Source organism: Ruegeria sp. F5 (assembly GCF_056533845.1).
The window spans coordinates 59,134-83,423 of sequence record NZ_JBQFOU010000007.1; the positions used below are offsets into that span (position 1 = coordinate 59,134).

At 60.5% G+C, this 24,290-nt stretch carries 19 protein-coding genes; 16 read left to right on the forward strand and 3 right to left on the reverse strand.

Going from position 1 to position 24,290, the window contains the following annotated elements; all coding sequences use genetic code 11:
* Nucleotides 1-257: 257 nt before the first annotated feature.
* The 9 genes from ACR0K1_RS12355 to ACR0K1_RS12395 all read left to right on the forward strand — a co-directional run bounded on the left by ACR0K1_RS12355 (nt 258) and on the right by ACR0K1_RS12395 (nt 13,318).
* Nucleotides 258-3,881, forward strand: coding sequence for a beta strand repeat-containing protein (locus ACR0K1_RS12355; protein WP_480850841.1), 3,624 nt, complete (start codon nt 258-260; stop codon nt 3,879-3,881).
* Nucleotides 3,882-3,944: 63 nt separating this feature from the next.
* Nucleotides 3,945-5,690 (forward strand): type I secretion system permease/ATPase, encoded by a 1,746-nt coding sequence (locus ACR0K1_RS12360; RefSeq protein WP_480612635.1) that lies wholly within the window; start codon nt 3,945-3,947, stop codon nt 5,688-5,690.
* Nucleotides 5,687-7,057, forward strand: a complete 1,371-nt coding sequence (locus ACR0K1_RS12365) for an HlyD family type I secretion periplasmic adaptor subunit (RefSeq protein ID WP_480612636.1) — start codon at nt 5,687-5,689, stop codon at nt 7,055-7,057. The genes ACR0K1_RS12360 and ACR0K1_RS12365 overlap by 4 nt, the downstream gene beginning before the upstream one ends.
* Nucleotides 7,058-7,228: 171 nt before the next feature.
* Nucleotides 7,229-7,924 (forward strand): hypothetical protein, encoded by a 696-nt coding sequence (locus ACR0K1_RS12370; RefSeq protein ID WP_480612637.1) that lies wholly within the window; start codon nt 7,229-7,231, stop codon nt 7,922-7,924.
* Nucleotides 7,925-8,013: 89 nt separating this feature from the next.
* Nucleotides 8,014-9,267 (forward strand): YcaO-like family protein, encoded by a 1,254-nt coding sequence (locus ACR0K1_RS12375; protein ID WP_480612638.1) that lies wholly within the window; start codon nt 8,014-8,016, stop codon nt 9,265-9,267.
* Complete coding sequence (locus tag ACR0K1_RS12380; protein WP_480850844.1) at nt 9,264-10,598, forward strand: TfuA-like protein; 1,335 nt, start codon at nt 9,264-9,266, stop codon at nt 10,596-10,598. The genes ACR0K1_RS12375 and ACR0K1_RS12380 overlap by 4 nt, the downstream gene beginning before the upstream one ends.
* A gap of 28 nt (nt 10,599-10,626) precedes the next feature.
* Nucleotides 10,627-11,964, forward strand: a complete 1,338-nt coding sequence (locus tag ACR0K1_RS12385) for a gluzincin family metallopeptidase (protein ID WP_480612642.1) — start codon at nt 10,627-10,629, stop codon at nt 11,962-11,964.
* Nucleotides 11,965-12,073: 109 nt separating this feature from the next.
* The gene (locus ACR0K1_RS12390) at nt 12,074-12,733 is read left to right on the forward strand and encodes a hypothetical protein (protein WP_480850846.1); all 660 of its coding nucleotides are present in this window, start codon (nt 12,074-12,076) and stop codon (nt 12,731-12,733) included.
* A gap of 51 nt (nt 12,734-12,784) precedes the next feature.
* Nucleotides 12,785-13,318 carry a hypothetical protein gene (locus ACR0K1_RS12395; protein WP_480612646.1) on the forward strand — a complete coding sequence of 178 codons (534 nt, stop codon included), beginning with the start codon at nt 12,785-12,787 and terminating at the stop codon, nt 13,316-13,318.
* Here the strand turns inward: ACR0K1_RS12395 and ACR0K1_RS12400 are convergent.
* The 3 genes from ACR0K1_RS12400 to ACR0K1_RS12410 form a co-directional block, all read right to left on the reverse strand.
* Nucleotides 13,312-13,830, reverse strand: a complete 519-nt coding sequence (locus tag ACR0K1_RS12400; RefSeq protein ID WP_480612648.1) for a GNAT family N-acetyltransferase — start codon at nt 13,828-13,830, stop codon at nt 13,312-13,314. The two genes, ACR0K1_RS12395 and ACR0K1_RS12400, sit on opposite strands and share 7 nt — an antisense overlap.
* Nucleotides 13,827-15,575: a tetratricopeptide repeat protein gene (locus tag ACR0K1_RS12405; protein WP_480612650.1), complete on the reverse strand. Its 1,749-nt coding sequence runs from the start codon at nt 15,573-15,575 to the stop codon at nt 13,827-13,829. Before ACR0K1_RS12405 ends, ACR0K1_RS12400 begins: the two co-directional genes overlap by 4 nt.
* A gap of 174 nt (nt 15,576-15,749) precedes the next feature.
* Complete coding sequence (locus tag ACR0K1_RS12410; protein ID WP_480612652.1) at nt 15,750-16,307, reverse strand: ZrgA family zinc uptake protein; 558 nt, start codon at nt 16,305-16,307, stop codon at nt 15,750-15,752.
* Between the two features lie 239 nt (nt 16,308-16,546).
* Between ACR0K1_RS12410 and ACR0K1_RS12415 the strand changes: the two genes are divergently transcribed.
* From ACR0K1_RS12415 to speA, 7 genes are all read left to right on the forward strand, one after another.
* Nucleotides 16,547-17,818 carry an imelysin family protein gene (locus tag ACR0K1_RS12415; RefSeq protein WP_480612654.1) on the forward strand — a complete coding sequence of 424 codons (1,272 nt, stop codon included), beginning with the start codon at nt 16,547-16,549 and terminating at the stop codon, nt 17,816-17,818.
* Nucleotides 17,819-17,953: 135 nt separating this feature from the next.
* The gene (locus ACR0K1_RS12420) at nt 17,954-18,247 is read left to right on the forward strand and encodes a (2Fe-2S)-binding protein (protein ID WP_480612656.1); all 294 of its coding nucleotides are present in this window, start codon (nt 17,954-17,956) and stop codon (nt 18,245-18,247) included.
* The gene (gene bfr, locus ACR0K1_RS12425) at nt 18,195-18,680 is read left to right on the forward strand and encodes a bacterioferritin (RefSeq protein WP_480612658.1); all 486 of its coding nucleotides are present in this window, start codon (nt 18,195-18,197) and stop codon (nt 18,678-18,680) included. The genes ACR0K1_RS12420 and bfr overlap by 53 nt, the downstream gene beginning before the upstream one ends.
* Nucleotides 18,652-20,187, forward strand: coding sequence for a di-heme oxidoreductase family protein (locus ACR0K1_RS12430; protein WP_480850850.1), 1,536 nt, complete (start codon nt 18,652-18,654; stop codon nt 20,185-20,187). The genes bfr and ACR0K1_RS12430 overlap by 29 nt, the downstream gene beginning before the upstream one ends.
* A 3-nt stretch (nt 20,188-20,190) precedes the next feature.
* Nucleotides 20,191-21,201 (forward strand): imelysin family protein, encoded by a 1,011-nt coding sequence (locus ACR0K1_RS12435; RefSeq protein WP_480612662.1) that lies wholly within the window; start codon nt 20,191-20,193, stop codon nt 21,199-21,201.
* Between the two features lie 3 nt (nt 21,202-21,204).
* Nucleotides 21,205-22,290 (forward strand): DUF1513 domain-containing protein, encoded by a 1,086-nt coding sequence (locus tag ACR0K1_RS12440; protein WP_480850852.1) that lies wholly within the window; start codon nt 21,205-21,207, stop codon nt 22,288-22,290.
* 101 nt (nt 22,291-22,391) lie between these two features.
* Nucleotides 22,392-24,281, forward strand: a complete 1,890-nt coding sequence (gene speA / locus ACR0K1_RS12445) for a biosynthetic arginine decarboxylase (RefSeq protein WP_480850854.1) — start codon at nt 22,392-22,394, stop codon at nt 24,279-24,281.
* Nucleotides 24,282-24,290 lie beyond the last annotated feature (9 nt).

Genomic DNA, 24,290 nt, shown 5'->3' on the forward strand with positions numbered 1-24,290 from the left:
CGAAAATCCGTACTTTTTTGTGAAGACGCGTCAGTGAATAGAGTCAGCGTCGCAAGTCCAAGATTCTAAACCATTATAATCGCGATAATATTATCCCTCATAACCTCGCGAACTGCGTGAGTATTTGCGTTGGTTATGCCCCCCATTCAAAGGAAAAATTTCCAATAACGCGCGCCCTCTGCACCTGTTGAGACAGCGGAAAGACGGCCAGCCGGTTGGACCTCCGCCTGAATTCAACTCATGCAGGGAGACACCCGATGCTATCCGAATTTCTTGCAAGTTTGCGCTCCAGATTGCTGACGACCTCGTCACTGGCGCAGGAAACCGTCCGCGACGGGCAAACGCTGTCCAACGGTTTTTTTCAAAACACCGTGGTCGACAACACACCGGCCTTTGTGCTGGACAATGACTTCGCGCGTCTTCTGAACTTTGGTCAGATCACCACCAACAACGCCGCCGCTGCCGTGTCGGTCGAAGGTGAGAACGCGCAGGTGTTCAATTTCCGCTCGGGCAGCATTCAGGCGAACTCGGGCCCCGACGCGCTGGCCACCGGCATTCAGGTCTCGGGCAGCGCCGATATCCGCAACTTTGGTGAGATCGCAGGCGAATTTAACGGCGTTCAGTTCGCAGGTGTAGGCAGCTCGGGCACGCTCGACAACTTCCGGGGCGGCGTGATTTCATCGGACAGCCGGGCGGTCGATATTCAGGGCGAAGGCGTCAGCGTTCGCAACTTTGGTGATATTGTCGGCACCGGCGATCAGCGCAATGGTACGATCTACACCAACTCTACCGCCGAAGATGTCAGCATCTCGAACTTCTCGGGCGGCACCATCGATGCGGGCGAGGGCAACAACGGGGCCGGTATCTCGCTTCAGGTCGGCAATGAGGTTGGCGACCGCGTGTCCAACACCCTGTTCAACGGCTTCGGCGCGACCATTCAGGGCCGCGGGCAAGAGGCCTCGATCTCGCCGGGCGCGGGTGACGGCATCCGCATCAACAACGGGGCCGAGGGTACGATCTCGGAAACCGATATCGTCAACAGCGGCCTGATCTCGTCCGAAAGCAATCAGGGCACTGCAGGCGGCATCCGCATTGCCGATGGTGCTGCGGCTGAAGGGCGTATCCTCAACACCTCGACCGGTGTGATCGAGGGGGTGCGCAACGGCCTGTACATTGGTGAGGCCGAGCATGATCTGGACGTGCTGAATTTTGGCACCATCCAATCCGACAGCCGCGCGGTGAATATCGACGGAACCGGTGTGAATCTCGTCAACGGGGGCGATATTCTGGGCACCGGCGATCAGCGCAACGGTACGGTTTATGCCGACGGCACGGCAGATGACTTCTCGGTCAGCAATCTGGCCAATGGCCTGATCGACGCGGGCGAGCACAATCAGGGCTCGGGTTTCGGCGTTGAAATCGGTGGTGCCGAGGATGGCGCGAACACCTTCACGCTGGACAATGACGGAGTCATTCAGGGTCGCGGCAACGCGGGCGCTGCGCTGGGTCTGGCCGGTGACGGCGTGCGGATCGGCAACGTGGGTAACGCGGGCACAACCGATGCAACGATCACCAACACCGGCACGATTTCGTCCGAAGGCGCCAATGGCACGGTCGCCGGTCTGCGGGTCGTAAATGGCGTGAATTTCCAGGGGACGCTGACCAATGCGGGCCTGATCGAGGGTATTCAGAACGGTGTCTATTTCGGAACCGGCGACCACGCGGGCGGGATGTTCCTGAACACCGGCACCGTGACCTCGGACAGCCGCGCGCTGAATATCGACGGTGGCGGTCTGGAGGTGCGCAACGAAGGCGACATTCTGGGCACCGGCAACCAGCGCAACGGCACGGTTTATGCCGATGGCACTGCCGACAACTATAGCTTCACCAACACCGGTCTGGTGGATGCAGGCGAAGGTTTCAACGGCTCGGCCGTGTCGCTGCAAACCGGTGACGTGGACGGAGATGTGGTTTCGGCCGCGATCTTCAACGAAGGCACCTTTCAGGGTCGCGGCGACGCAACCGAAGGCAATCAGGTCGGCGACGGCCTGCGCCTGTTCAGCAGTGTCGAGGACGCCAGCTTTGCCGGTCTGGTGCAGAACAGCGGTGTGATCGCAGGGTCGGAAGACAGCGACGCGGCGGCAGGTATCCGCATCGATGGTGGTGTGAACCTGCTGGGTGCCATCATCAACGAAGGTGAAATCTCGGGTCAGGTCAACGCGATTGACGCAACCGAGGCAGGCTCAGTGACATTCGTTAACGATGACGAAGGTTTGGTAAATGGTAACGTGTTGCTGGGTGCCGGAGACGACATCGTTGTAGACCTCGGTCAGATCAACGGTGTCGTCAACGGCGGAGCCGGAGATGACGTTCTGATCACCGGCGACGGTGACAACGTGATCGTCGGTGGGCTTGGAAACGACTTCATCGAGGGTGGAGACGGGTTCGACACAGCCGATTTCTCGGATCTGGATGTGGCTGTCACCGTCAATCTGGACGCCAACGGCAACGGCACCGCAACCCGCGACACCGGGTTCAACGTGAGTGTTGTCAATCAGGCGGTGACCGCGTCCGGTCAGTTCGGGTCGGCCATTGCGGACGGTGCTGCCTTTGTCGAACAGGCTGCTGCCGAGAACCTGTACTTCAACATCCACACAGCCGACTTCCCGGGTGGTGAAATTCGCGGTCAGTTGCTGGTCGACAGCGACGATACCGTGGACGGCATTCGCACCATCACCCTGAGCGGTCCGCTGGATGCGGCGCAGGAACCCGGGCCCCTGTCCGACAGCGATGCCACCGGCTTCGCAACGGCGGTTGTTGTTCAGAACCTGGAAACCGGTGAGGTCACCTATTCCAGCGAACTCAGCGTCACCGGCCTGAACGAAGCCGATCTGCTGACCCCGATCCCGGGTGCTGTCTCGGCCATCCACCTGCACAACGCCCCTGCCGGTCAGAACGGCCCGGTGGTTCAGGACACGCTGGTCGATGCCGGTGCGACGCTGGACGTGGGCGCCACAGGCGGCACCGGTGTTGTCGGTGCGGATATCATCGACAACCAGATCGAAACCGACATCCTCAGCTCGATCGAGCGGGTTGTGGGCTCGGGTGACAGCGACACAATCGACGTGTCGGGTTTCAACGGTGTCACCGTTGATCTGGACCTCAGCGGTCCAGCTCCGAACCCGGCGGGCAATGGGGATGAAGGTCCGCAGGACGGCGCCATCATCCAGAACGGGGTGATCGTTGCAGAAATCGACGATTTCGAGAACGTCGTCGGCACCAGCGGTGATGATCTGCTGCTGGGCAATAACGAGTTCAACATCCTTGACGGCGGTGCCGGGAACGATGCGATCCATTCCTTCGGTGGTGCCGACATCATCATCGGCGGCGATGGCATCGACACCGCGCTGTTCACCGCAGGCCCGGGCGTTGTTCTGGACCTCGATGAGGATGGCAACGGGGTTGCGCAGGTCAACGCGCCGGGCGGGGCCACGCTGGATCAGGTCTTCGGGTTTGAAAACATCAACGGCTCGAACAACGCAGGCAGCCCGAATGGCGGCAACGACATTCTGTCCGGCAACTCGGGATCCAACACCCTGAACGGTCAGGCCGGTGACGATGTGCTGAACGGTGAGGGTGGCGATGACATCCTGATCGGCGGCGCAGGCAACGACACCTTCGTGTTCGAGGGCCAGTTCGGTAACGACACCATTCAGGACTTCCAGGCTGGCTTCGACCAGTTGGATTTCGGCGACTTCGACGGTCCGCTGGGCGTCGCGCAGGACGGCGCTGATGTGGTCCTGTCCTTCGCTTCGGACAACTCGGTCCGGCTGGAAGGCGTCAATACCAGCGACCTGACCGACGACGACTTCGTCGCCTGATCCCAGACCAACGGGGTGGCGGCGCAGGTCGCCACCCTTTCACCCTGAAAAGAGATCACCGTCATGTTTCAGAAAAAATCATCCGTCAAAACAGCCTGGGCCTCGTTACGGGGCGGCTTTTTCGCAATCGGCTTTTTCAGCCTTGTTCTTAACCTCCTGATGCTCGCCGGTCCGCTTTACATGCTGCAGGTCTATGACCGCGTACTGACCAGCCAGAACATGGATACCCTGATCGCCCTGACCCTGCTGCTGGGTGGCGTGTTCATCGTCACCGGCCTGCTGGACCTGATGCGGGTGCGTATCCTGAACCGGCTGGGTGCGCGGTTCGAGTTGAAGATCGGCGCGCCGCTGCTGCGGGCCTCGATCCGTCGCCGCCTGCAGGGCAAATCGACGGCCACGGACAACCCGGCCGCAGATATCACCGGTCTGCGCGATTTCATCTCGGGCCCCACGCTGATCGCGTTTTTCGACGCGCCGTGGATTCCGATCTATCTGGCGGTACTTTACATGCTGCACCCCTATCTGGGCGCGCTTGGCCTTGCCGGAGCGCTGACCCTTACAATTCTGGCCCTGATCAACAACGCGCGCGCCGCTGGCGTCATGCAGGACGCATCCCGCGCGCGCAGCAGGTCCGACGCTTTGTTCACCGCAAGTGAGCAAAATGCAGAGCTTGTCCAGGCAATGGGGATGAATGGTGATCTCGCCCGGCGTTGGACAGCTCTGCAACTGGAGGCCCATACGCTGAAGACCCACGTGGCCGACCGCATCGCCAGTTTCTCGGTTCTGTCCAAGACGATCCGCATGGCGCTGCAATCGGGCATGCTGGGTCTGGGTGCGGCACTGGCCATTACCGGGCAGGCCACAGCGGGGGTGATGATCGCCGCCACCATCGTGCTGGCCCGGGCGCTGGCCCCGATCGACCAGTTGATCGGCCAGTGGCGCGGCTTTCTGGCTGCGCGCGGGTCTTACAAGACCCTGCGGACGTTGGATGAAGCCTTCCCGGAACACCCCAAGCGCCTGGCCCTGCCGCGTCCGCAATTCTCGATCAACACCGTGATTGCGCAGGCTGGCCCGCCGCTGGCACGCAATGCCACCATCGGAGACATCGAGTTCGCTCTGTCCGCAGGGGACGTGATGGCCGTGATCGGCCACAGCGGCTCGGGCAAGAGCACATTGGCGCGGATGCTGGCCGGCATCTGGATGCCCCAGCGCGGCGCAATCCGGCTGGATGGAACCCCTATGGCGAAATGGGAGCCGCAGGATCTGGGCCAGATGATCGGCTATCTGCCGCAGGACGTTCAATTGTTCGACGGCACCATCCGAGAAAACATCGCGCGGTTCGCAACCTCGGTCGATGACGCCAAAGTGTTCGAGGCCGCCGTTGCCGCCGATGTGCACGGTCTGATCAGCAACCTGCCCGATGGCTATGACACGCAGCTTGGCGATGGATTCCACCTGTCGGGCGGCCAACGGCAACGCATCGCTCTGGCGCGCGCGCTCTACAATGATCCGTTCATTCTGGTGCTGGACGAGCCGAACTCGGACCTCGACGCGCAAGGCGAACTGGCGCTGCGCAACGCCATCCGCGCCGCCAGCGCCCGCGGGGCTATCACCTTTGTCATGACCCACCGCCCCAGCACGCTGGAGGCCGTCAACAAGATCCTGACGCTGAACAAGGGCATGCAGACCGGCTTTGGCAACAAGGAAGCCATGCTGCGCCCGCGCCAGACCGGCCTGCCGCCGCAGCAACACACGCAGATCGCGGCGCGCAATCCGCAGCCGCCCGCCCGGAAAGGAGCCGCCCAATGACGCTCGCAGTTTACAACAGCCGCGATCAAAGTGTTCTGCATCTGGAAGATTACAGCCGGGCCGGGCAAAAACCCCCGGGTTCGGGCATCAAGGGCTTCGTGATCCTCGGCCTGCTGATCGTGGCCGGTTTTGTCGGCGGCTCGGTGTATTGGGCCGCAACCTCGAAACTGGACGGCGCCGTGGTCGCCCCCGCCTCGTTCGTGGTCGAGGGCAATCGCAAGACGGTCGAGCATCTGGATGGCGGTATCGCGCGGCGCATTCTGGTCGCTGACGGCGATCTGGTCGAGGCCGGGCAGGTTCTGGTCGAACTCGACAGCACCGATCTGGACGTCAATCTGGACGTGATCATCAGCCAGTTGGCAGAACTGACCGTCCGCCGCGCCCGTCTGGTGGCACAAATCCGCGATGAAGAGCGTTTCGACCGCGCGGACGTCACCCGGATGATGCGCGTCGAGATGGACAGCGGCGACTGGCACGGTGCGTTCCTGACGCAGAAGCTGTTATTCGACGCTGAAATCCGGACGCGGACAGCGGAACAAAACCTGCTCGACCAGCAGATCGCCAACCTGCGGGACCAGATCGCAGGGCTGCAGGCCCAGCGGCAGGCCAATACCCGCCAGATGGACATCACGCGCGAAGAACTGGGCAATCTGGAAACCCTGCAGGCCAAGGGGCTGGTCGCCGCCAACCGCGTGAACAGCCGCCGGGTCGAGATCGAACGTCTGACCGGCGTCGCGGCCTCACTGACCACGCAAGAGGCGCAGGCCCGCAACCAGATCAGCGAGTTGCAACTGGCCAGCATCGGCCAGCAGACCCAGCGGGCCGAGGCGATCTCGACCGAACTGGCGCAGGTCGAAGCGTTGCTGGCCACGCTTGAACCGCAATATGTCGGCGCTGCCGAGCGGCGCAAACGCGTCGCGATCACCGCCCCGGTCAGCGGGCGGGTTGTCGGCCTGACGGTCTTTACCTCGGGCGGCGTCGTCCGCCCCGGCGAGCCCATTCTGGACATCGTGCCCGCAGATCAGCCATTGATCGTCGAAGCGCGGGTGAACACGGCGGACATTGAAAAGCTGTTCGTCGGCCAATCCACCCGCGTGCGCCTCTCGGCCTTCGATCAGGGCGAGGTGCCCGAGGCCACCGGCAGGATCACCGATATCTCAGCCGACAGTCTAAAGGACGACCGCACCGGGCAACCCTATTATCTGGCACAGGTCAAGCTGGATCAAAGCCAGTCAGACCGTATCGAGACGCTGGAACTGGTGCCAGGCATGCCAGCGGATCTTTTCGTCAACACCGGCGAGCGCACCGCGCTGAGCTATCTGGCCCAGCCCTTACGGGACCGGATTGCCCGCACGTTCATTGAATAGCGCTGCGTTGTCGGAGCGGCGGGCTTTTTCACCCGCTCTCCGGCCACATTCTCGGTTCATCAGGCCTCGGTCCGGTCGCCGTTGCCCGAGAGATTCGACACAGACCGCGACGAAAACCCGGTTCTGCGTGTATGATCGACCCTTATTTGCAGCATCTATGGGGGTTGAAGGATGAGCGTGACTGAAAACGGTGACTATGTCCCGGGCAACCGTCCCGACGAAAACATGGCAGACGCCGAGTGGCAACGGGGAGAACGCAGGATGTCGATGTATTCGATGATCCTGTCGGCGGTGTCCGTCACGCTGTCCTTCGGCCTTGGCGTATTCATTTACATCGTCGAGGAATGGGACGAGAAATTCGAACGCAGTGTCAGCGAGGTGGACCGGGTCTACGATCCGAAATTCTCGGACGCGCTGACGACCGTGCTCGAGGCGGTTTACAAGTTCTACGAGGACCCCGAGAACCAGAACCTCAGCGCAAGCGAGCGCTACGTCACATTCTGGCGCGAGGCCGATGTCGACCGCGAAATGCTGGTTGTGCTGCCCAGAATTACCACGATCGCAAACTGCGTTGAGCGCGACCAGTGCTATCCCGAAGAGGTGTACAACCGGTTTCCGGAAATCACCCTTCAGGCGATCTATTTCATGCGGGAATTCATCTGGCCCGACTTCGAAGACGACGAAGGGGACGTGGACGAAGGGTGGTCCATCGGATCGACGGACTACACCTTTCTGGCCAATATGTGCCAATGGACCATGACCAAATACGGCGATTTCCCATTGTGGAGCGCGCGACACGAAGACATGCGCTCACCGGATGAACCGGCCCCAAGCCCATGTTTCGAGCCGATAGAATTCACTAAATAACCTTTGATTTTATCGCGGAAATTCAGTCATGTGATCCAAATACGCTTTCGGACAAGGCACAATTTACCAAAGTCATTTCAGGGCACAGAATGGACCACGCAAAGACTGACGGCCGTACGACCCGCGATCCGGAGCAACGCAAGGGCTATGCTGTCGGGACGCACAGAATTCGCCCCCCGGCCCAGACGGTGGCCGATCTGATGCCGCTGCTGGCGCAGGCCGGGATCACGCGGGTTGCCAATATCACCGGCCTTGATCGCATTGGTATTCCGGTCGTGTCCGTCAGCCGCCCCAATGCCCGCTCGCTTTCGGTGTCCCAGGGAAAGGGCCTTGACCTTGATGCCGCCAAAGCGTCGGGGATCATGGAGGCCATCGAAAGCCACCATGCCGAAAACATCGACCACCCCCTGCGCCTTGCGTCCGAGCGAGAGATGCAGGCGCAGTTTCCGGTCGTTTCGCCCTCGACCCTGCCGCAACTGCGCGACACGCGGCACGACCCGGAAAAACAGGTATTGTGGATTGAAGGCACAGACCTGTTCCGCCAATCCCCGATCTGGATGCCGTTCGAGGTTGTGCATACCAATTACACCGTGCCGACCAAGGCGGCCACCGGGTGCCTTGTGGCCTCGTCAAACGGCCTCGCCTCGGGCAACAGCACCGCCGAGGCCATCATTCACGGCATCGCCGAAGTGGTCGAACGGGATGCGATGACGCTGTGGAACCAACTGCCCGAAAGCGCCATTGCCTCAACGCGGGTGGATCTGAACAGCGTCGCGAACGAGGCCTGCCGGGCGCTGCTTGCCAAGCTGGATGACGCCAATTTCAAAGTAGCGGTCTGGGACATCACCAGCGATGTGGGGCTGCCGGTCTTCTACTGCCTGATCGTGGACGCCGAGCGCCGCAACGGGCATTCGGGCGCGGGGGCCGGGTGCCATACCTCCGCCGATGTCGCCATGGCCCGCGCGATCACCGAGGCGGTTCAGGTGCGCTGCAACTACATCGCCGGGGCGCGCGACGACTTGCTGCCGGACGAATACGGTCAGGACAGTCAGCAGGCCAAGCGGGACAGGGCCGAATGGCTGATGAGCCTGCCGACCAGAAGCCCGCGCGCGCTCAGCTCGATTGCAAGCTGGCAGAACGGCACGCTGGACGCGGACCTTGAAACTATGCTGGCGCAACTCTCTGGTGCCGGTCTGGATCGCGTCGCCTGTGTGGACCTGGGCAAGCCCGAGTTTAACCTCGGTGTGGTGCGCATCGTCATACCGGGGCTTGAGGGCCCGGATGACCACCCCGATTACACGCCGGGCCAACGGTCGCTGGCCCAGCGGGGGCAACCGGCATGACCGCATGTGTATTCTCCGGCCCCACCCTGTCCGCCGACGAGATCAGGGCAGTTTCCGAAGCCGAGGTGCTGCCCCCCGCCGCGATGGGCGACGTGATCGCCGCGGTCAAGCGCGGCTTCACCCGGATCGGCATCATCGACGGCTATTTCGAGGGCCAGCCTTCGGTCTGGCACAAGGAAGTCCTGTGGGCGATTGATCAGGGCGTCACCGTGTTCGGCGCGGCCAGTATCGGTGCGCTGCGCGCGGCCGAGCTCTATCAGTTCGGCATGATCGGCGTGGGCGAGATATTCTCGGCTTACGCCGAGGGTGAGTTGGAAGATGATGACGAGGTCGCCCTTGTTCACGGCCCGGCAGAGCTTGGCTATCAGCCTTTGTCTGAGCCCATGGTGAATATCCGGCTGACCCTAGCCAAGGCGGTGGAAGACGGCGTTCTATCGCCAGAGGTCGGCAGGATGCTGACCGATGACTGCAAGGACCTGCATTTTCCGAACCGAACCTGGGCAAACCTGCTGGAAAGCGCATCGCAACGCCTGCCCGGGAAGGACCAGTTTGATCGCCTGTCCGGGTGGCTGGCCGACAACAAGATCGACCAAAAGAAACGCGACGCGCATGAGATGCTGCGGGCGATGTCGCAGGCGGATGCGGTTAGCGAGGCCAATTGCCACATGCAATGGACGGTCATGTGGGACAAAGCGCTGCAATGGCGGGACGAAACCCACACGGATCACAGCGGCGTATTGGATGAACTACGCCTGTCGCCGGACCAATTCGCGAATATGCGGCGTCGGGCGCTTGCGCGGGTTCTGGCCTCGGACGGTTTCGCGGTCGGAACCGCCTCGGGCAACGATATGTCCGCCATGCTCAGCAGACTGCGCCGGGAACAGGGGTTATACTCGCTCTCCGCGCTGGAAAGTTGGATGGCGGACAACGCTTTGACACCGGACGGGCTGGAACGGCTGCTTGCCACCGACGGCGCGCTGGATGCGGCAGAAGAGGCTGCGGGCACCGCGCTGGACGACGCGATGATTGACGAATTGAAACGCGCTGGCCGGTTTGCGGCCCTGTCCAAACGCGCGCAGGCAAAGCGCGAAGCTTTAGCAACCGATCAATCGACAAGCACGGGACCGCCGGGCCGCGCGCTGCTGCTGGACTGGTTCATCCGCGACACAGGCACCGCGTTCGACCCGGAACAGCCTGACATTCTGGCAGATGCACTAGCCCTGCCGGATGCCGAAACGCTTTGTCGTCTTGTCGCCGATGAATTTCTGTTTCGTAAATTGCGCAAAAGCGGGGATACTGACGGCAGGACTTCTGCGCCAAGTGAATTTTAGCACTCGGTCTATTGAGGGGCTGAATTGAATGGATCACCATCCCGGCACGCGTTTCCTGCTGTTTCCGCAACTGCCCACCACGCAAGAGGGGCGGTTCGCCGAAACGGTCTGGGTGTCTTCGCCCGCAGGCTCGGTCGGGCCGGGTCCAGCGGATGACCGGCTCTATGTGGTGGATCCCATCGGCAAGGAACTTCCTTATGGCTTCTATCCTGGCCCGAACGGGATGCCGGATCATTTCAAGCCCCCCTGGGACGGCCAAAGACATCCACCCGCCCTGCCGGACGAACAGGGGCATTTCGATCATATCGACTTTCACACCCGCGAATTCGAACAGGCCCACGCCTTTGGCTGCGTCCGCTTCACGCTGGACATCTGGGAGGACTATTTCGGCGGACAGATTCCGTTTCATTTCCGCGCGGATTACGACCAGTTGGAGATCATTCTGCTGGAGAACTTCGACAATGCCTATGCCGGGTTCGGCTCGATCGAACTGGGGTCCTACAAGCGCAAGAACGGCGACCTGATGGATTTCGCGCTCAGCTTCGATGTGATCGCGCATGAGCTTGGGCACCTGATCGTCTACAGCGCCGTCGGCATGCCTGACACGGCGGATATGGATGGCGAACAGTTCGGGTTCCACGAATCCGCGGCGGACATGGTGTCGCTGATTGCGCTGATGCATTTCGAATCCGCGCGCGACGACCTGTTGGAAAAGAGCAAAGGCAACCTCTATTCCTTCAACCAGCTCAACCGCTTTGCCGAGGTTTCGGATTTCGAACAGCTGCGTCTGGTGTCGAACGATTCAAACATGTGGCAGTTCGAGCAGGGCTGGACCAGCGAACATGACCTCTCGCAACCCCTGACAGCGGCGTTTTTCGACATTCTCGTCGATGTGTTTCACGAGGAACTGCTTGCCGCGGGTCTGATGAGCGACGAGCTCGAGGATCTGTCCGACCGGCTTGAGGACGATCCCGGTTACCACGAGATCCTGCAGCCCATGTTCGATGCCAGCTACGCCCAATCGCCCGAGGGTTTTGCCGATGCTCTGGACCGCGCCCGGGATTATCTGGGGCACGTCCTGGCCCTGACATGGGTGCGCCTGCCGGCAGTTCCGACTTACGCGGACTTCCGGCACGTTATGACGGGTGCGGATGAAACGCTGACCGGTGGCCGTTTTGGCCGAATCATCGAAGTTAACATGGCCCGGCGCGGAATCGGCATCGTATCCGCCGGCCCAAGGCAGACCCCGCCGGACGAAGAAAGCCACGCGTTTTCCGACCGAACCTATGTGCCTGAAAATACATCGTTTCGGCCGCACAAATGCACACCCTACCGAACCCGCTATATGCTCGCACGCGGCGGCTAAAGGGGCGAAAATGAAGGAAAACCTTGTTTATGAATCAAAACTGCCTCAGGCTGTCGCCACTGTTCGCAAGGTTACAATTATTTCAAATTGATAATGGGGGGTTATCACAATGACCGAGAGCTTACTTAGTCTTTCCAAAGTCGTCCTGTTTGGCCGGGTTGTTTCGGACCTCAAGTTTAAGATCACCAGAGACAGACCCGTAGAAGACAAGGAACAACACCCGGGCGACAGCGATGCCTTTGGTGAACCACCCACTCTGGGCGGCAATAGTTTCCTGCTACGACAATTGTTCCGGTATGCAGAGAATGACGAGCGCATCGCACAATTCGCGAGAATTTATTGCTATAGCTATGAATCCCATATCTATGAACTTGCGCGGCCTCAGATCTTTTTGGTGCACGGTGACGGAACGCTCGTCGAGGGACCTAAAGGGGATCTTGAGACCCGATTTGCACGCACTCCGGGCAACCTTGACCGAACCGGCCTTGAAGCGCGCGGTTGGTCGTTCGCCGATGACATGAGGGCGTGGGCCTTTGACAAAGGCGACTACTCGATCCGATTTGACCCGAGTACCGGCCCGCTGGAAGATATTCTGCTCGCAACAGAAGTGAGTGACCCGGCCTATAGCGGTGGCAAGGCTTACAGCGGCGGCAAGGCCTATAGTGGCGGCAAAGCTTACAGCGGCGGCAAGGCCTATAGCGGCGGGAAAGCCTATAGCGGTGGCAAGGCTTATAGCGGCGGGAAAGCATACGGTGGAAACAACGATTAGCACCTGAGACTGTCAAATTTTCTTCAACTTCGAAAACAGGTTGGATGTGAAATGAGTGACTACGACGAAGTTATTCGCGAAATGAAAAACCTATGCGAAAAAGTTTCTGAGGCAAACGCCTTGGGCAAAGAAGCTTTGCCTGTGTTGCGCCAATTGGTGCAGGTTGCCATTAGCGCAACTGAAAATGATGACCCAGTACAAATCAAACCCAAGCGGGCCGAGGACAATCTGGAAATTCTGCGGAAGTCGGTTAGCGATAGCAGGCCACGATATGAAAATGTCCCTGTCCATGGAATATTCAATGCATCTCAGGATGTGACAACAACCGTGCATCTTCTCACAAAGGAAGATAGTGCCGTCTACCCCTTTCTAGAAGTCGTAGGTGTTGAAGTCGAGGGCAGCAGGTTGGACCTCGAAATTCGGGTGAATAACAAGTTGGAAGTAGTGCCCGATGACCCTGACGACGCGCGGAATTTCATAACGGTCGGCCAACAGATAATACTCCGGGTCGATCAGGACGATTCCACACACCCCAGAGCTGAGGCGCTTCATTTCGTAGTCACCGATTCATCTGGCAACTACTGACCAGCCCCTTGTTCGCCGGTTTTTTTGACGCCTAAAGTCATATAATGCTTCGTCTCATCCGAATGGGTGATCTCAAATCCCTCGCGGGTATACAGGCTCCGCGCCGGGTTTCCCTTGATCAGGTCCAGCCGTAACGGAAGCCCGCGCGCTCGGGCTTCGGCGATTACGTTGCGCAGCAGGCGTGTGCCAATGCCCCGGCGCTGGTACTGCGCAAGAATGTGGAACTGATCCAGATTCATCGCGCCATCCGAAATCGTGACCTGCAGATACCCGATATCGGTGCAATCCAGCCGCGTGACGCAGATTTCCTCGGCGTCGAAATACCTGTCGAATGTCGCATCGACCCGATCGGCATCCCATACGCCCAGCGTGGTCAGCAGCGGCTTCATGCAGGCCAGATACAACTGGTGACAAAACGCGCGGTCAGCCGGGACGCCCGGGCGCAGATCAACGCGGGACGGGCGGCTGTTGACCGCCAGCGAAAACGGCTGGGCGTGAATGGGTATCTTCATTTCAGCCCCGCCAGTTTCAGCCCGGCCATAAGGCGCTCTCTGGGTTCGGGGTTTTTGTCCGGCGGGACCTTGCTCCAGTGTTCTATTGAAAATTCGGGGTGGCTGGCCAGCAATTCGCGCGCCGAGCGCATCGCAAGCTGGTTCTCACCCATCAGCGCGTAGCTTGCGGTCAGCATCCGGTGCGCCTCGGTCCGGTCGCTCATCTGGCTAAGAATGCGGATCGCCTCGGCATAGTCGGATTTGTCGAAATGCGCCTCACCCAGATGCCACAGATACCAGTCCGGATAATGCGGGTTCAGCGACATCGCCTTTTTGATCAGTTCAATGGCACGATCCGGGTTGCCGCAGACGCTGACCGAATGCCCCATCTCGGCCAGCACATCGGCATCGTTGGGGTTCAGTTTGATGGCGCGCTCGTAGGCACCAAGCGACTGGTCGTATTCGCGCAGGTAAATTAGCGCGCTGCCCACAGCGGCGTGCCCCCTGGCGTCGGTCTGGTCCAGTTTCACGGCACGTTCGGCCTCTGCCAGCGCATCCCGCAATGCCGCGTCCGGCGGATCGACCCAGTGAAAACGCCAGGCGTCGTTCAATGTCCGTGAAATGCCGACATAGCTGCGGGAAAAGGTCGGATCGGCCTTGCGCGCCTGTTCGAACAGCCCGCGCGCATGGACATTGTTAAGACGCGACGGCCTGCCATAAACCGATCGCCCGCGCAACAACAGGCCATAGGCCTGCAACTGATCCTCGCCCGCGCTGACCGAGCGGCGTATCTCGGCGCTTGTAACCTCCTGAGACAGGCGCGCGGCAATAAGCGAGGTCAGTTCCGTGCGGATCGAGAACACGTCCTCGATCACGCCGTCAAACCGCTCGCCCCACAGCGACTGGCCAGTGGTGGCATCCAAAAGCTCGACATGGACCATGATGCGCCGGTCGCTGCGCAGCAGGTTGCCCGCGATCAGATAGGTGACGCCCAGGCTGTCGGCGATCTCAGACGTGGTCTGCATCGACTGGTCGAACATCGAAGACGACCGGTGCGCAATGACGTGCAGGTCATGAAACCGGGTCAGGTTCGAGATGATGTCCGCCGTGATCCCCGAACAGAGATGGATATTCGCCGTATCACCCGAGGTGTTTTCGAGATCCAGTACGGCAACCGAGTTTGGCGAGGGCGGCGGCGAATTTCTCTGCAACTCGCGCAGGCGAATGCCGGATGACGCGGCAGGCGCGTCCAGCATGACCTCGAAGACATTCACGAATTGCCTGAGGTTCTTGAGTTTCTTTTTCCCAAGCGGCTGCAGACGGACATCCGTGCTGTCCGTGATCTGCGCCTTCACATCTTCGCTGATCAGAATGCCACCCGGCGGTGCCAGGCTTTGCAGCCGCGCGGCGATGTTCAGTTGATGGCCCAGCAAGCCGTTGCGCGTTTGCAGCAGATCGCCAAAGCTCAGCCCGATCCGGAAGGCAATCGGCGACTCGCCCGAGTTCCAGACGCTGTCATTGCTCATTTCCCGCTGCACCGACACGGCCAGATTCAGCGCGTCATCTGCGCTTTCAAAAAAGGCCAGCACGCCGTCGCCGGCGATATGCTCGACCGACCCTCCGTAATCCACAATCAGGGAAGAGATCAGTTCGATCGCGCGCTGGGTGCGCTGTACGGCCCTGGCTTCGTCGCGTTCGATGATGGTCGTGTAACCACAGATATCCGCGAACAACGCCGTTACTGTTTTTGTACCTTCACCAACCATTTCACCGTCTCGTCCTGAATTAAGAACGGGTTTTTCCGTCGGCACAGACGCTACCATGTCTGCCCGGGCTTGCGAACTGTTTACTTGAGCAGACGGAACCGACGTCGCGTTTCGGATCGAAACAGGGTTTTATGCTTAGTTAACAACCCCAAAAGGTCTACGGCATTCGTTCGTTCAGCGCAGTGCCGATACGTCCAGTAACCGCTGTTCCCGTGTCATTTCGAACCTTTGTTCATCGCCAGCCCGTTCCACCTTTACATCCAATTTTTTCGCACGTTCAAATCGATCGAAATAAGCAAATTCAATTGTGTCCAGCGCGCCGATATCCTGACATTGGATCACGTATTCTGCCTGAAATTCCGAATGCGCCGAAGTCTCCGGATCACTCTGTTGCGTGGTTGATACAGTATCACCGGCAGAGTTGTCAGCGACCAAGGTCACATTCGCGGACTTGGTAAAACATCCGGCCTGCTCAGGCACCAGAAACAACTCCAGCGGTTTCGAAAGGTCCGAGATGGCAACCGCGACCGATGCCCGGTCGTCGTCATTGGCGGCAGCGTGCTCGAACCCGACGACATCAAACCCCGGAACAACCAGGGACAATGCGTATTCAGCCCCGGAAAAGGTGACATCAAGCGTGCCGGTTCCGTGCTGATGCTGCGATTCCGCTTGCGTGGCCTGAACGGCAAAGGCCGAAGCACACAGGGCCAAAGCAAGAAAAACTGTCCTCATTAACGCGTTACCACCCAAATCGAATCACCGATATCAGTCTAGACCGATTCGATAGTCGTGCAACTTTGCCCAGTTCTGCGGCACCGGCGGAATATGCCTAGCCAGATTCAGCGGGGGCGGGAAATCGTAATTTCTGACAATAAAACTCAGGTTGACATTGTTGAGTAATTCGCTCAGCTAATGGCGTGCATGAACACCGGGGCTCAGACCCCCATCCAGACAAGAGAGATTTGCGTTCCATGACCAAGCTATTTACCGCCGCCAGCACATTGACCCTGTGCATTGCCACCACTGCCCTGGCTGCCGATGCGCCCGCAAAGTCCGATGTGCTTGAGACCTACGCCAATATCGCCGAAGCCAAGTTCGAAGACAGTCTGATTGCCGCGCAATCCCTGCAGGCCGCCGTCAACGCTCTGATTGCGGACCCGTCCGATGCCACCCTCAACGCCGCCCGCGCCGCCTGGATTGCCGCGCGCGTGCCCTATCAGCAGACCGAGGTTTACCGTTTCGGCAACGCCATCGTCGATGACTGGGAAGGCAAGGTGAACGCATGGCCGCTGGACGAAGGCCTGATCGACTATGTCGATGCCGCCTATGGCGGTGCGACCGATGAAAACGAGTTCGCCGTCCTGAACGTCATTGCCAACCCCAGCTTCGATCTGTCGGGCGAAACCATCGACGCCAGCGAAATCACCCCTGAACTGCTCAGCGAAACCCTGCACGAAGCGGACGGGATCGAGGCCAATGTGGCAACCGGCTATCACGCCATCGAATTCCTGCTGTGGGGTCAGGACATGAACGGCCACGGCGCGGGCGCGGGCAACCGCCCTGCGACCGACTATGCGTCGGGCGACGCCTGCACCGGCGGCCAATGCGACCGTCGCGCGCAGTATCTGAGCGCCGCAACCGACCTGCTGGTCAGCGACCTTGAATGGATGGCCGGGCAGTGGAAACAAGGGGGTGCCGCGCGCGCCGCGCTGACCGAAAACGAGGATGCGGGCGTCAGCGCCATCCTGACCGGCATGGGCTCGTTGTCTTATGGCGAACAGGCCGGCGAGCGGATGCGTCTTGGCCTGATGCTGAACGACCCTGAAGAAGAGCATGATTGCTTCTCGGACAACACCCACAACTCGCATTACTACGACGGGCTGGGCATCCAGAACGTGTATCTGGGCAGCTATACCCGCATCGACGGCACCCCGGTTTCGGGCGCATCGTTGGCGGATCTGGTCATTGCAACCGACCCCGCGCTGGATGCCGAAATGAAGGTGAAGCTGGCCAACACCATGCAGGCTCTGGGCCGTCTGAAATCGACCGCCGAAGCCGGGTTTGCCTATGACCAGATGCTGGAACGCGGCAACGAAGGCGGCGAGTTGCTGATCATGGGCGGCGTCAATGGCCTGATCGACCAGACCAAGACCATCGAGCGCATCGTGACAGCGCTGGAACTGGACCAGATCGAATTCGAAGGCTCTGACAGCCTGGACAACCCGAATGCGGTGTTTCAGTAACATCTGACCCCGGCCAGAGGCATGCGCGACAACATGCCTCTGGCCTTTTTGGTCGGAAACGGTTGCATCCGGAACCGGTTCTGCGGCAAATATCATACTAAATAAGTAAGAAATCCGAAATATGGTCAAACAACCATGATCGTCTGCCACTGCACAAACATCTCGGACCACGAAATTCGCGCCGCGATTGACTGGATGCGGGCATCTGATCCTTATGCCGTCATCACCCCCGGCAAAATCTATCATGCCCTTGGAAAATCGGCGGATTGCGGCGGGTGCATGCCTCTTTTCCTAGACACGATGCGGGGTTCCGATAATCTGGAAGTCCCAATGCAACTCCGTGCATTACGCGGCGGAGTAACACAGGAGAAGTCAGATGAAGGGCGACCCGAAGGTCATCGAATATCTCAACAAATCCCTGCGGCATGAACTGACAGCGGTCAGCCAGTACTGGCTGCACTATCGGTTGCAAGAGGATTGGGGCCTTGGTCACATGGCCAAGAAAAGCCGCGAGGAATCCATCGAAGAGATGGAGCACGCGGATAAGCTGATCGAACGGATCATCTTTCTGGAAGGCCATCCCAATCTGCAGAAACTGGACCCGCTGCGCATTGGCCAGACGCCCAAGGAAACGCTGGAATGTGACCTAGCGGCCGAGATCGACGCCCGGGCGCTGTACAAGGAAGCCCGCGAATATTGCCGCGAGGCGGGCGACTTTGTCTCGATGGGTTTGTTTGAGAAGTTGATGTCCGATGAAGAGGATCATATCGACTTCCTCGAAACGCAGCTCGACCTGTATGAAAGGATCGGCGAAGCCAATTATGTGCAACTCAATGCATCGAAAATGGACGAAGACGACTAGGTTCTTCGCCCTCACGGTGGCCGCTTTTGCGGCCACCCCGTCCCTGTCAGCCGAGCTGCAGGATCTGCACCTGAACTACCCTCCCCGCACCGATGACGAACGCGCCCGTATTGCAGCAGTTACCGCCCCGCCGCAGGATTTCGCCGCACCGCAACCCTTTGAGGAACTGACCGCCGGGGCCGCCACCGTCCGCGCGCGCAATGACGCGGATGCGTTTTCGCAACCGTCCGGCAATCTGAGCTTCGAGCAGGAGCTGGATTTCAAGGTCGGCAACGGATTGTTCAAGAAAATCTGGGTATCGTCCCCGTCTTCGACATTGGCGTCGGACGGGTTGGGCCCGTTGTACAATGCGCGGTCCTGCCAGCGGTGCCATATCAAGGACGGACGCGGCCACACGCCGAACGGGCCGGATGACAACGCCATTTCCATGTTCCTGCGGGTGTCCATCCCCGGTCGGCCCGAGGACGGGCCCGCAGAAATCGCCGATTACATCGCCACCCTGCCCGAGCCCAACTACGGCGGCCAGATGCAGGATTTCGCGCTGGCCGGACATCCGGCGGAATACCGGCTGGGCATCACATACGAAGAACTGACCATTCACCTGTCAGAGGGCGAAACCGCATCCCTGCGCCGCCCGACCTATGAGGCTGCCGATCTGGGCTATGGGCCACTGCACCCGGACGCCATGCTCAGCCCCCGGGTCGCGCCGCAGATGATCGGACTTGGCCTGCTTGAGGCGATTCCGGTCGAGGATTTGCTGGCACGTGCCGACCCCGATGATGCGGATGGTGATGGCATTTCCGGGCGGCCCAACATTGTATGGTCGATTGAATATGGCGAACCGATGATGGGTCGCTTCGGCCATAAGGCCGGCATGCCGACGATCATGGAACAGTCTGCGGCGGCCTTTGCCGGCGACATCGGCATCTCCAGCCCGCTGTATCCGGCACCGCATGGGGATTGCACCGACAATCAGGTCAATTGCGTGAAGGCCCCCCATGGCGACAACGATGTGCGCGCATTCGAGATCGACCAGATCGGCATGGACCTTGTGGCCTTTTACAGCCGCAATCTGGGCGTGCCCGGTCGTCGGGATGTGGGTGACCCACAGGTGCTGCGCGGCAAAGAGGTCTTTCACACCACCGGCTGCGCCGCTTGCCACACACCTTCCCATGTCACCCACCGCATGGAGGATCGGCCCGAGCACAGTTTCCAACTGATCTGGCCTTATACCGACCTGCTGCTGCATGACATGGGCGAGGGTCTGGCCGACAACCGCCCCGAGGCCCGCGCAACCGGTCGGGAATGGCGCACGCCGCCGCTGTGGGGCGTTGGCCTGACCGAGCGTGTCTCGGGCCACACCCAGTTTCTGCATGACGGACGCGCGCGCAACCTGCTCGAGGCGATCCTGTGGCACGGGGGCGAGGCCCAGCCCGCGCGCGATACGGTCGTTTCCATGCCCAAAACCGACCGTGATGCCCTGATCCGATTTCTGGAAAGCCTGTAGCCGATGCGCCCTTTTGCCTTTCTCACCGCTCTTTTCCTGCCACTCGCCGCACAGGCGCAGGATCGCACCGCAATTCTGACGGACGTGACCCAGGCCCATATCCTGCCCCGTTTCGAAAACCTGGCGCAGGCGACCGAAAGCCTGATGACTGCGGCTGAAACCGATTGCACGGCAGGGTCAGATACACTCCGCGCTGCCTATGGCACCGCCTTTGACGCGTGGATTGCCGCCAGCCACCTCAGGTTTGGCCCGACCGAGGCCGAGGACCGCGCCTTTGCCCTGGCTTTCTGGCCCGACACCAAGGGGTTCACGCCGAAAGCCCTGTCACAGCTTATCGCCGCCGAGGATCGGGCGGTCGAAGACCCACAGGCCTTTGCGCAGACCTCAATCGCGGGGCGCGGGTTTTTTGCGCTGGAACGGATGCTGTTCGACCCGGCCTTTGCGGATCTCGGCAGCGCCGCGTATCGCTGCGCGCTGATCGGGGCGATTGCCACCGATGTCGACCACAATGCAGATGACATGCTCTCTGATTGGCACATCTACGCCCCTGCCCTTGTGCAACCGGGCGCAGACAGCCCCTATCGCACACAGGACGAGGCCATGCAGGAACTGTTCAGGGCCCTGTCCACCGGTCTTGAATTTACCGCCGATACACGTCTGGGCCGCCCGTTGGGAACCTTCGACCGCCCCCGCCCGAACCGGGCCGAGGCGCGGCGGTCCGAACGCGCGCTGCGCCATGTGGAATTGTCGCTGATCGCGCTGCGCGATCTGGCCGCGCGGCTATCCGCAGATCACCCGGATATCGCGGCCGATCTGGATGCGGGTTTCGGGCGTGCAATCGACAGCGCCCGGTCCATCGATGATCCGGCTTTGGCCGGGGTCGCCTCCCCGCAAAGTCGCATTCGCATCGAGGCGCTTCAGCAGCAGATCAACGATATCCGCGCGATCACCGCAACCGAACTTGGCCCGACCTTGGGGATCAGCGCGGGCTTCAACTCGCTGGATGGGGACTGACCCATGACCAGCCGCCGCAGTTTTCTGGCGGGTCTTGCCGCCTCATCGCTGGCACCCTTACGGGGCTGGGCATCCGTGGGTGGGCCTGCGTTTCTGGCCGCAGCCCTGTTCCCCGACGGGACATACCGGCTGGCCGGGCTGGACGCGCAGGGGGATATCCTGTTCGCCCTGCCGTTACCCTCGCGCGGACATGCCGCCGCTGCCCATCCGTTCCGGGCGCAAGCCGTCGCCTTTGCCCGCCGCCCAGGCACCTATGCCCTCGTGATCGACTGTGGCAGCGGCACAGAACAGGCACGGCTTCAGGCCCCTTCCGGGCGGCATTTCTACGGCCACGGTACATTCTCGGCGGACGGCTCCCGGTTCTATGCAACCGAAAACAATTATGAGGCTGGACTAGGCCTGATCAGCATCTGGGACGCGGAGAGTTTTGAGCGTTTGGGCGAGTTTGCATCCGGCGGCATCGGTCCCCATGACGTCCGCCTGATGCCCGATGGTCAGACGCTGGTGATCGCCAATGGCGGCATCGAGACCCACCCCGACAGTGGCCGCACCAAGCTGAACCTGCCAACGATGCGCCCGAACCTGAGCTATGTCGATCTGTCCGGCACCGTGCTCGAGCAGGTGGAACTGCCTCACGCGATGCACAAGAATTCGATCCGCCATCTGGCGGTACGCGGTGACGGGTTGGTGGGCTTTGCAATGCAATGGCAGGGCAGCACGGCAGAGCACCCTCCGCTTTTGGGATTGCATTGTCGTGGTGAAGCCCCGACCCTGCTGGCCGCACCCGAGGCAGAACAGAACGTGCTTCAGGGCTATGCTGGCAGTATCGCGTTTTCTGCCGATGGCGAGACAATCGCCATCACCTGCCCGCGCGGCAATGCGCTGCACCGGTTCGATGTGGCCAGCCGCGCGTTCCTGTCCGCCCACGATTTGGAAGATGTCTGCGGCCTCGGCTCGGGCACAAACGGGCTGGTCTTTACCACGGGAACCGGCGTTTTTGGCAGGTTGGACCATGCGCGTACCGAAATCCGAACCCGCGCCGAGTGCCAATGGGACAACCACCTGATCCCGATCCGGCGTCCGGTGTAAAATTCGGATTTCACTGTCACATAGTTTACACTTGGAAGAATCAAACTGCTGCCGTATTGGCGGGCGCGAAACCGGCACCCCAGAGTTAAGGACAGACTTGATTGAAACAGACGCCCGACGCACCGCATTCCATCTACGGGGTTGAGAAATGGGGCAAAGGCCTCATCGAGGTGACAGAGGCGGGCGAGATCGGTCTGCGTAACCCGATGGCGCCGGATACGGCGGCGATCAGCCTGCCCGGCATTCTCAGCGATCTGGACGAACGCGGCATCAAATCGCCGATGGTGCTGCGCGTGACGTCTTATCTGGAACACGAGATCGCGCATCTGAACGAAAGCTTCCTCGATGCCATCGCGCGCACCGGCTACAAAGGCCGTTATCGCGGCGTCTTCCCGATCAAGGTGAACCAGCAGGCGCAGGTCGTGGACCGGATCGTCGAGTTCGGCAAGAAATACAACTATGGGCTCGAGGCCGGGTCCAAGCCCGAACTGGTCGTGGCGCTGGCCCATCGTCTGGCCCCCGAAGCACTGATCGTCTGCAACGGCGTCAAGGATGCCGAGTTCATCCAACTTGCGATCCTGTCCCGCAAGATCGGGTTCAACACGGTCGTCGTTCTGGAAAGCCCGAAAGAGGCCGACACGGTGATCGAGGTCTACAAAGAACTGGGCATCGAGCCCCTGATCGGTGTGCGGGTCAAACTGACCAACCAAATCAGCGGCAAATGGGAAGAAAGCTCGGGCGACCGCTCGGCCTTTGGCATGAACACCGATCAGCTGGTGGCCACGGTGGACAAGCTGAAGGCGGCGGGTCTGCTGCATTGCCTGAGGCTGCAGCACTCGCATCTGGGTTCTCAGGTGCAGGACGTCAACGATGTGCGCCGCGCGGTGGGTGAGGCTTGCCGGTACTTCACCGAACTGACCCGCGAAGGCGTGCCGCTGACCCATCTGGACCTCGGCGGCGGCATGGGCGTGGACTATACCGGCGAGAAAAAGGCCGCCGAGAACTCGATCAACTACACGGTCGAGGAATACTGCGCCAACGTCGTCGAGACCGTCGCCTATGCCATGGACGAGGCCGAGATCGCCCATCCCACGCTGGTCACCGAAAGCGGCCGCGCGGTGGTGGCGACATCCTCGATGCTGGTGTTCAACGTGCTGGAAAGCACGCTCTACGATGCGCCCACCGGTCCCGAGGTCGAAGCGGATGACCACCATCTTGTCTCGGACCTCGCGGCGATCAACGGATACCTATCCAGCGACCGACTGCAGGAATGCTGGAACGACGCCACCTTCTACCGCAACGAATTGCGCGCGCTGTTCAGACGCGGCTATGTCGACCTGCGCCAGATGGCCCGCGCCGAACGCATCTACCTGTCGCTGATCGCCCGCCTCAAGGCACTTGCTGCCAGCGATGATCTGGAAACGGATGTGGACGAGCAGCTTGAGAAAGTGGCCGATATCTACCACTGTAACTTCTCGCTGTTCCAATCCCTGCCGGATGTCTGGGCCATCGACCAGTTACACCCGATCGTCCCCTTGCAGGGCCTGAACACGGCGCCTGACCGCCGCGCCGTTCTGTCCGACATCACCTGCGACAGCGACGGCAAGATCGACCGCTTCATTCTGGCCGATGGCGTCTCGCCCAGCCTGCCGGTGCATTCGCTGCCCGAGGACACCGAATATTTCATGGGCGTCTTCTTCGTCGGCGCCTATCAGGAAACACTGGGCGACCTGCACAACCTGTTCGGCGATACAAATGTCGTCACTATCGACCTGCGCGCCGATGGCGGCTTTGACCTGCTGCACGAGCAAGAGGGCGACACGATCAGCCAGGTTCTGTCTTATGTCGAGTTTGACCCGCAAGACTGCGTCGCCGCCTTCCGCAAAATGGTGGACGAGGCGATCTCGACCGGTACTCTGCAAGCCAAGGACCGCAAAACCCTGATGGGCGCCTATCGCGACTCGATCAACGGCTACACCTATTACGAATAAAAAGGAGAC

What these genes read in the sequence shown, in the direction of transcription:
- ACR0K1_RS12355 (WP_480850841.1), top strand. Translation starts at nt 258, where the DNA reads ATGCTATCCGAATTTCTTGCAAGTTTGCGCTCCAGATTGCTGACGACC.
- ACR0K1_RS12360 (WP_480612635.1), top strand. Translation starts at nt 3,945, where the DNA reads ATGTTTCAGAAAAAATCATCCGTCAAAACAGCCTGGGCCTCGTTACGG.
- ACR0K1_RS12365 (WP_480612636.1), top strand. Translation starts at nt 5,687, where the DNA reads ATGACGCTCGCAGTTTACAACAGCCGCGATCAAAGTGTTCTGCATCTG.
- ACR0K1_RS12370 (WP_480612637.1), top strand. Translation starts at nt 7,229, where the DNA reads ATGAGCGTGACTGAAAACGGTGACTATGTCCCGGGCAACCGTCCCGAC.
- ACR0K1_RS12375 (WP_480612638.1), top strand. Translation starts at nt 8,014, where the DNA reads ATGGACCACGCAAAGACTGACGGCCGTACGACCCGCGATCCGGAGCAA.
- ACR0K1_RS12380 (WP_480850844.1), top strand. Translation starts at nt 9,264, where the DNA reads ATGACCGCATGTGTATTCTCCGGCCCCACCCTGTCCGCCGACGAGATC.
- ACR0K1_RS12385 (WP_480612642.1), top strand. Translation starts at nt 10,627, where the DNA reads ATGGATCACCATCCCGGCACGCGTTTCCTGCTGTTTCCGCAACTGCCC.
- ACR0K1_RS12390 (WP_480850846.1), top strand. Translation starts at nt 12,074, where the DNA reads ATGACCGAGAGCTTACTTAGTCTTTCCAAAGTCGTCCTGTTTGGCCGG.
- ACR0K1_RS12395 (WP_480612646.1), top strand. Translation starts at nt 12,785, where the DNA reads ATGAGTGACTACGACGAAGTTATTCGCGAAATGAAAAACCTATGCGAA.
- ACR0K1_RS12400 (WP_480612648.1), bottom strand. Translation starts at nt 13,830, where the DNA reads ATGAAGATACCCATTCACGCCCAGCCGTTTTCGCTGGCGGTCAACAGC.
- ACR0K1_RS12405 (WP_480612650.1), bottom strand. Translation starts at nt 15,575, where the DNA reads ATGGTTGGTGAAGGTACAAAAACAGTAACGGCGTTGTTCGCGGATATC.
- ACR0K1_RS12410 (WP_480612652.1), bottom strand. Translation starts at nt 16,307, where the DNA reads ATGAGGACAGTTTTTCTTGCTTTGGCCCTGTGTGCTTCGGCCTTTGCC.
- ACR0K1_RS12415 (WP_480612654.1), top strand. Translation starts at nt 16,547, where the DNA reads ATGACCAAGCTATTTACCGCCGCCAGCACATTGACCCTGTGCATTGCC.
- ACR0K1_RS12420 (WP_480612656.1), top strand. Translation starts at nt 17,954, where the DNA reads ATGATCGTCTGCCACTGCACAAACATCTCGGACCACGAAATTCGCGCC.
- bfr (WP_480612658.1), top strand. Translation starts at nt 18,195, where the DNA reads ATGAAGGGCGACCCGAAGGTCATCGAATATCTCAACAAATCCCTGCGG.
- ACR0K1_RS12430 (WP_480850850.1), top strand. Translation starts at nt 18,652, where the DNA reads ATGCATCGAAAATGGACGAAGACGACTAGGTTCTTCGCCCTCACGGTG.
- ACR0K1_RS12435 (WP_480612662.1), top strand. Translation starts at nt 20,191, where the DNA reads ATGCGCCCTTTTGCCTTTCTCACCGCTCTTTTCCTGCCACTCGCCGCA.
- ACR0K1_RS12440 (WP_480850852.1), top strand. Translation starts at nt 21,205, where the DNA reads ATGACCAGCCGCCGCAGTTTTCTGGCGGGTCTTGCCGCCTCATCGCTG.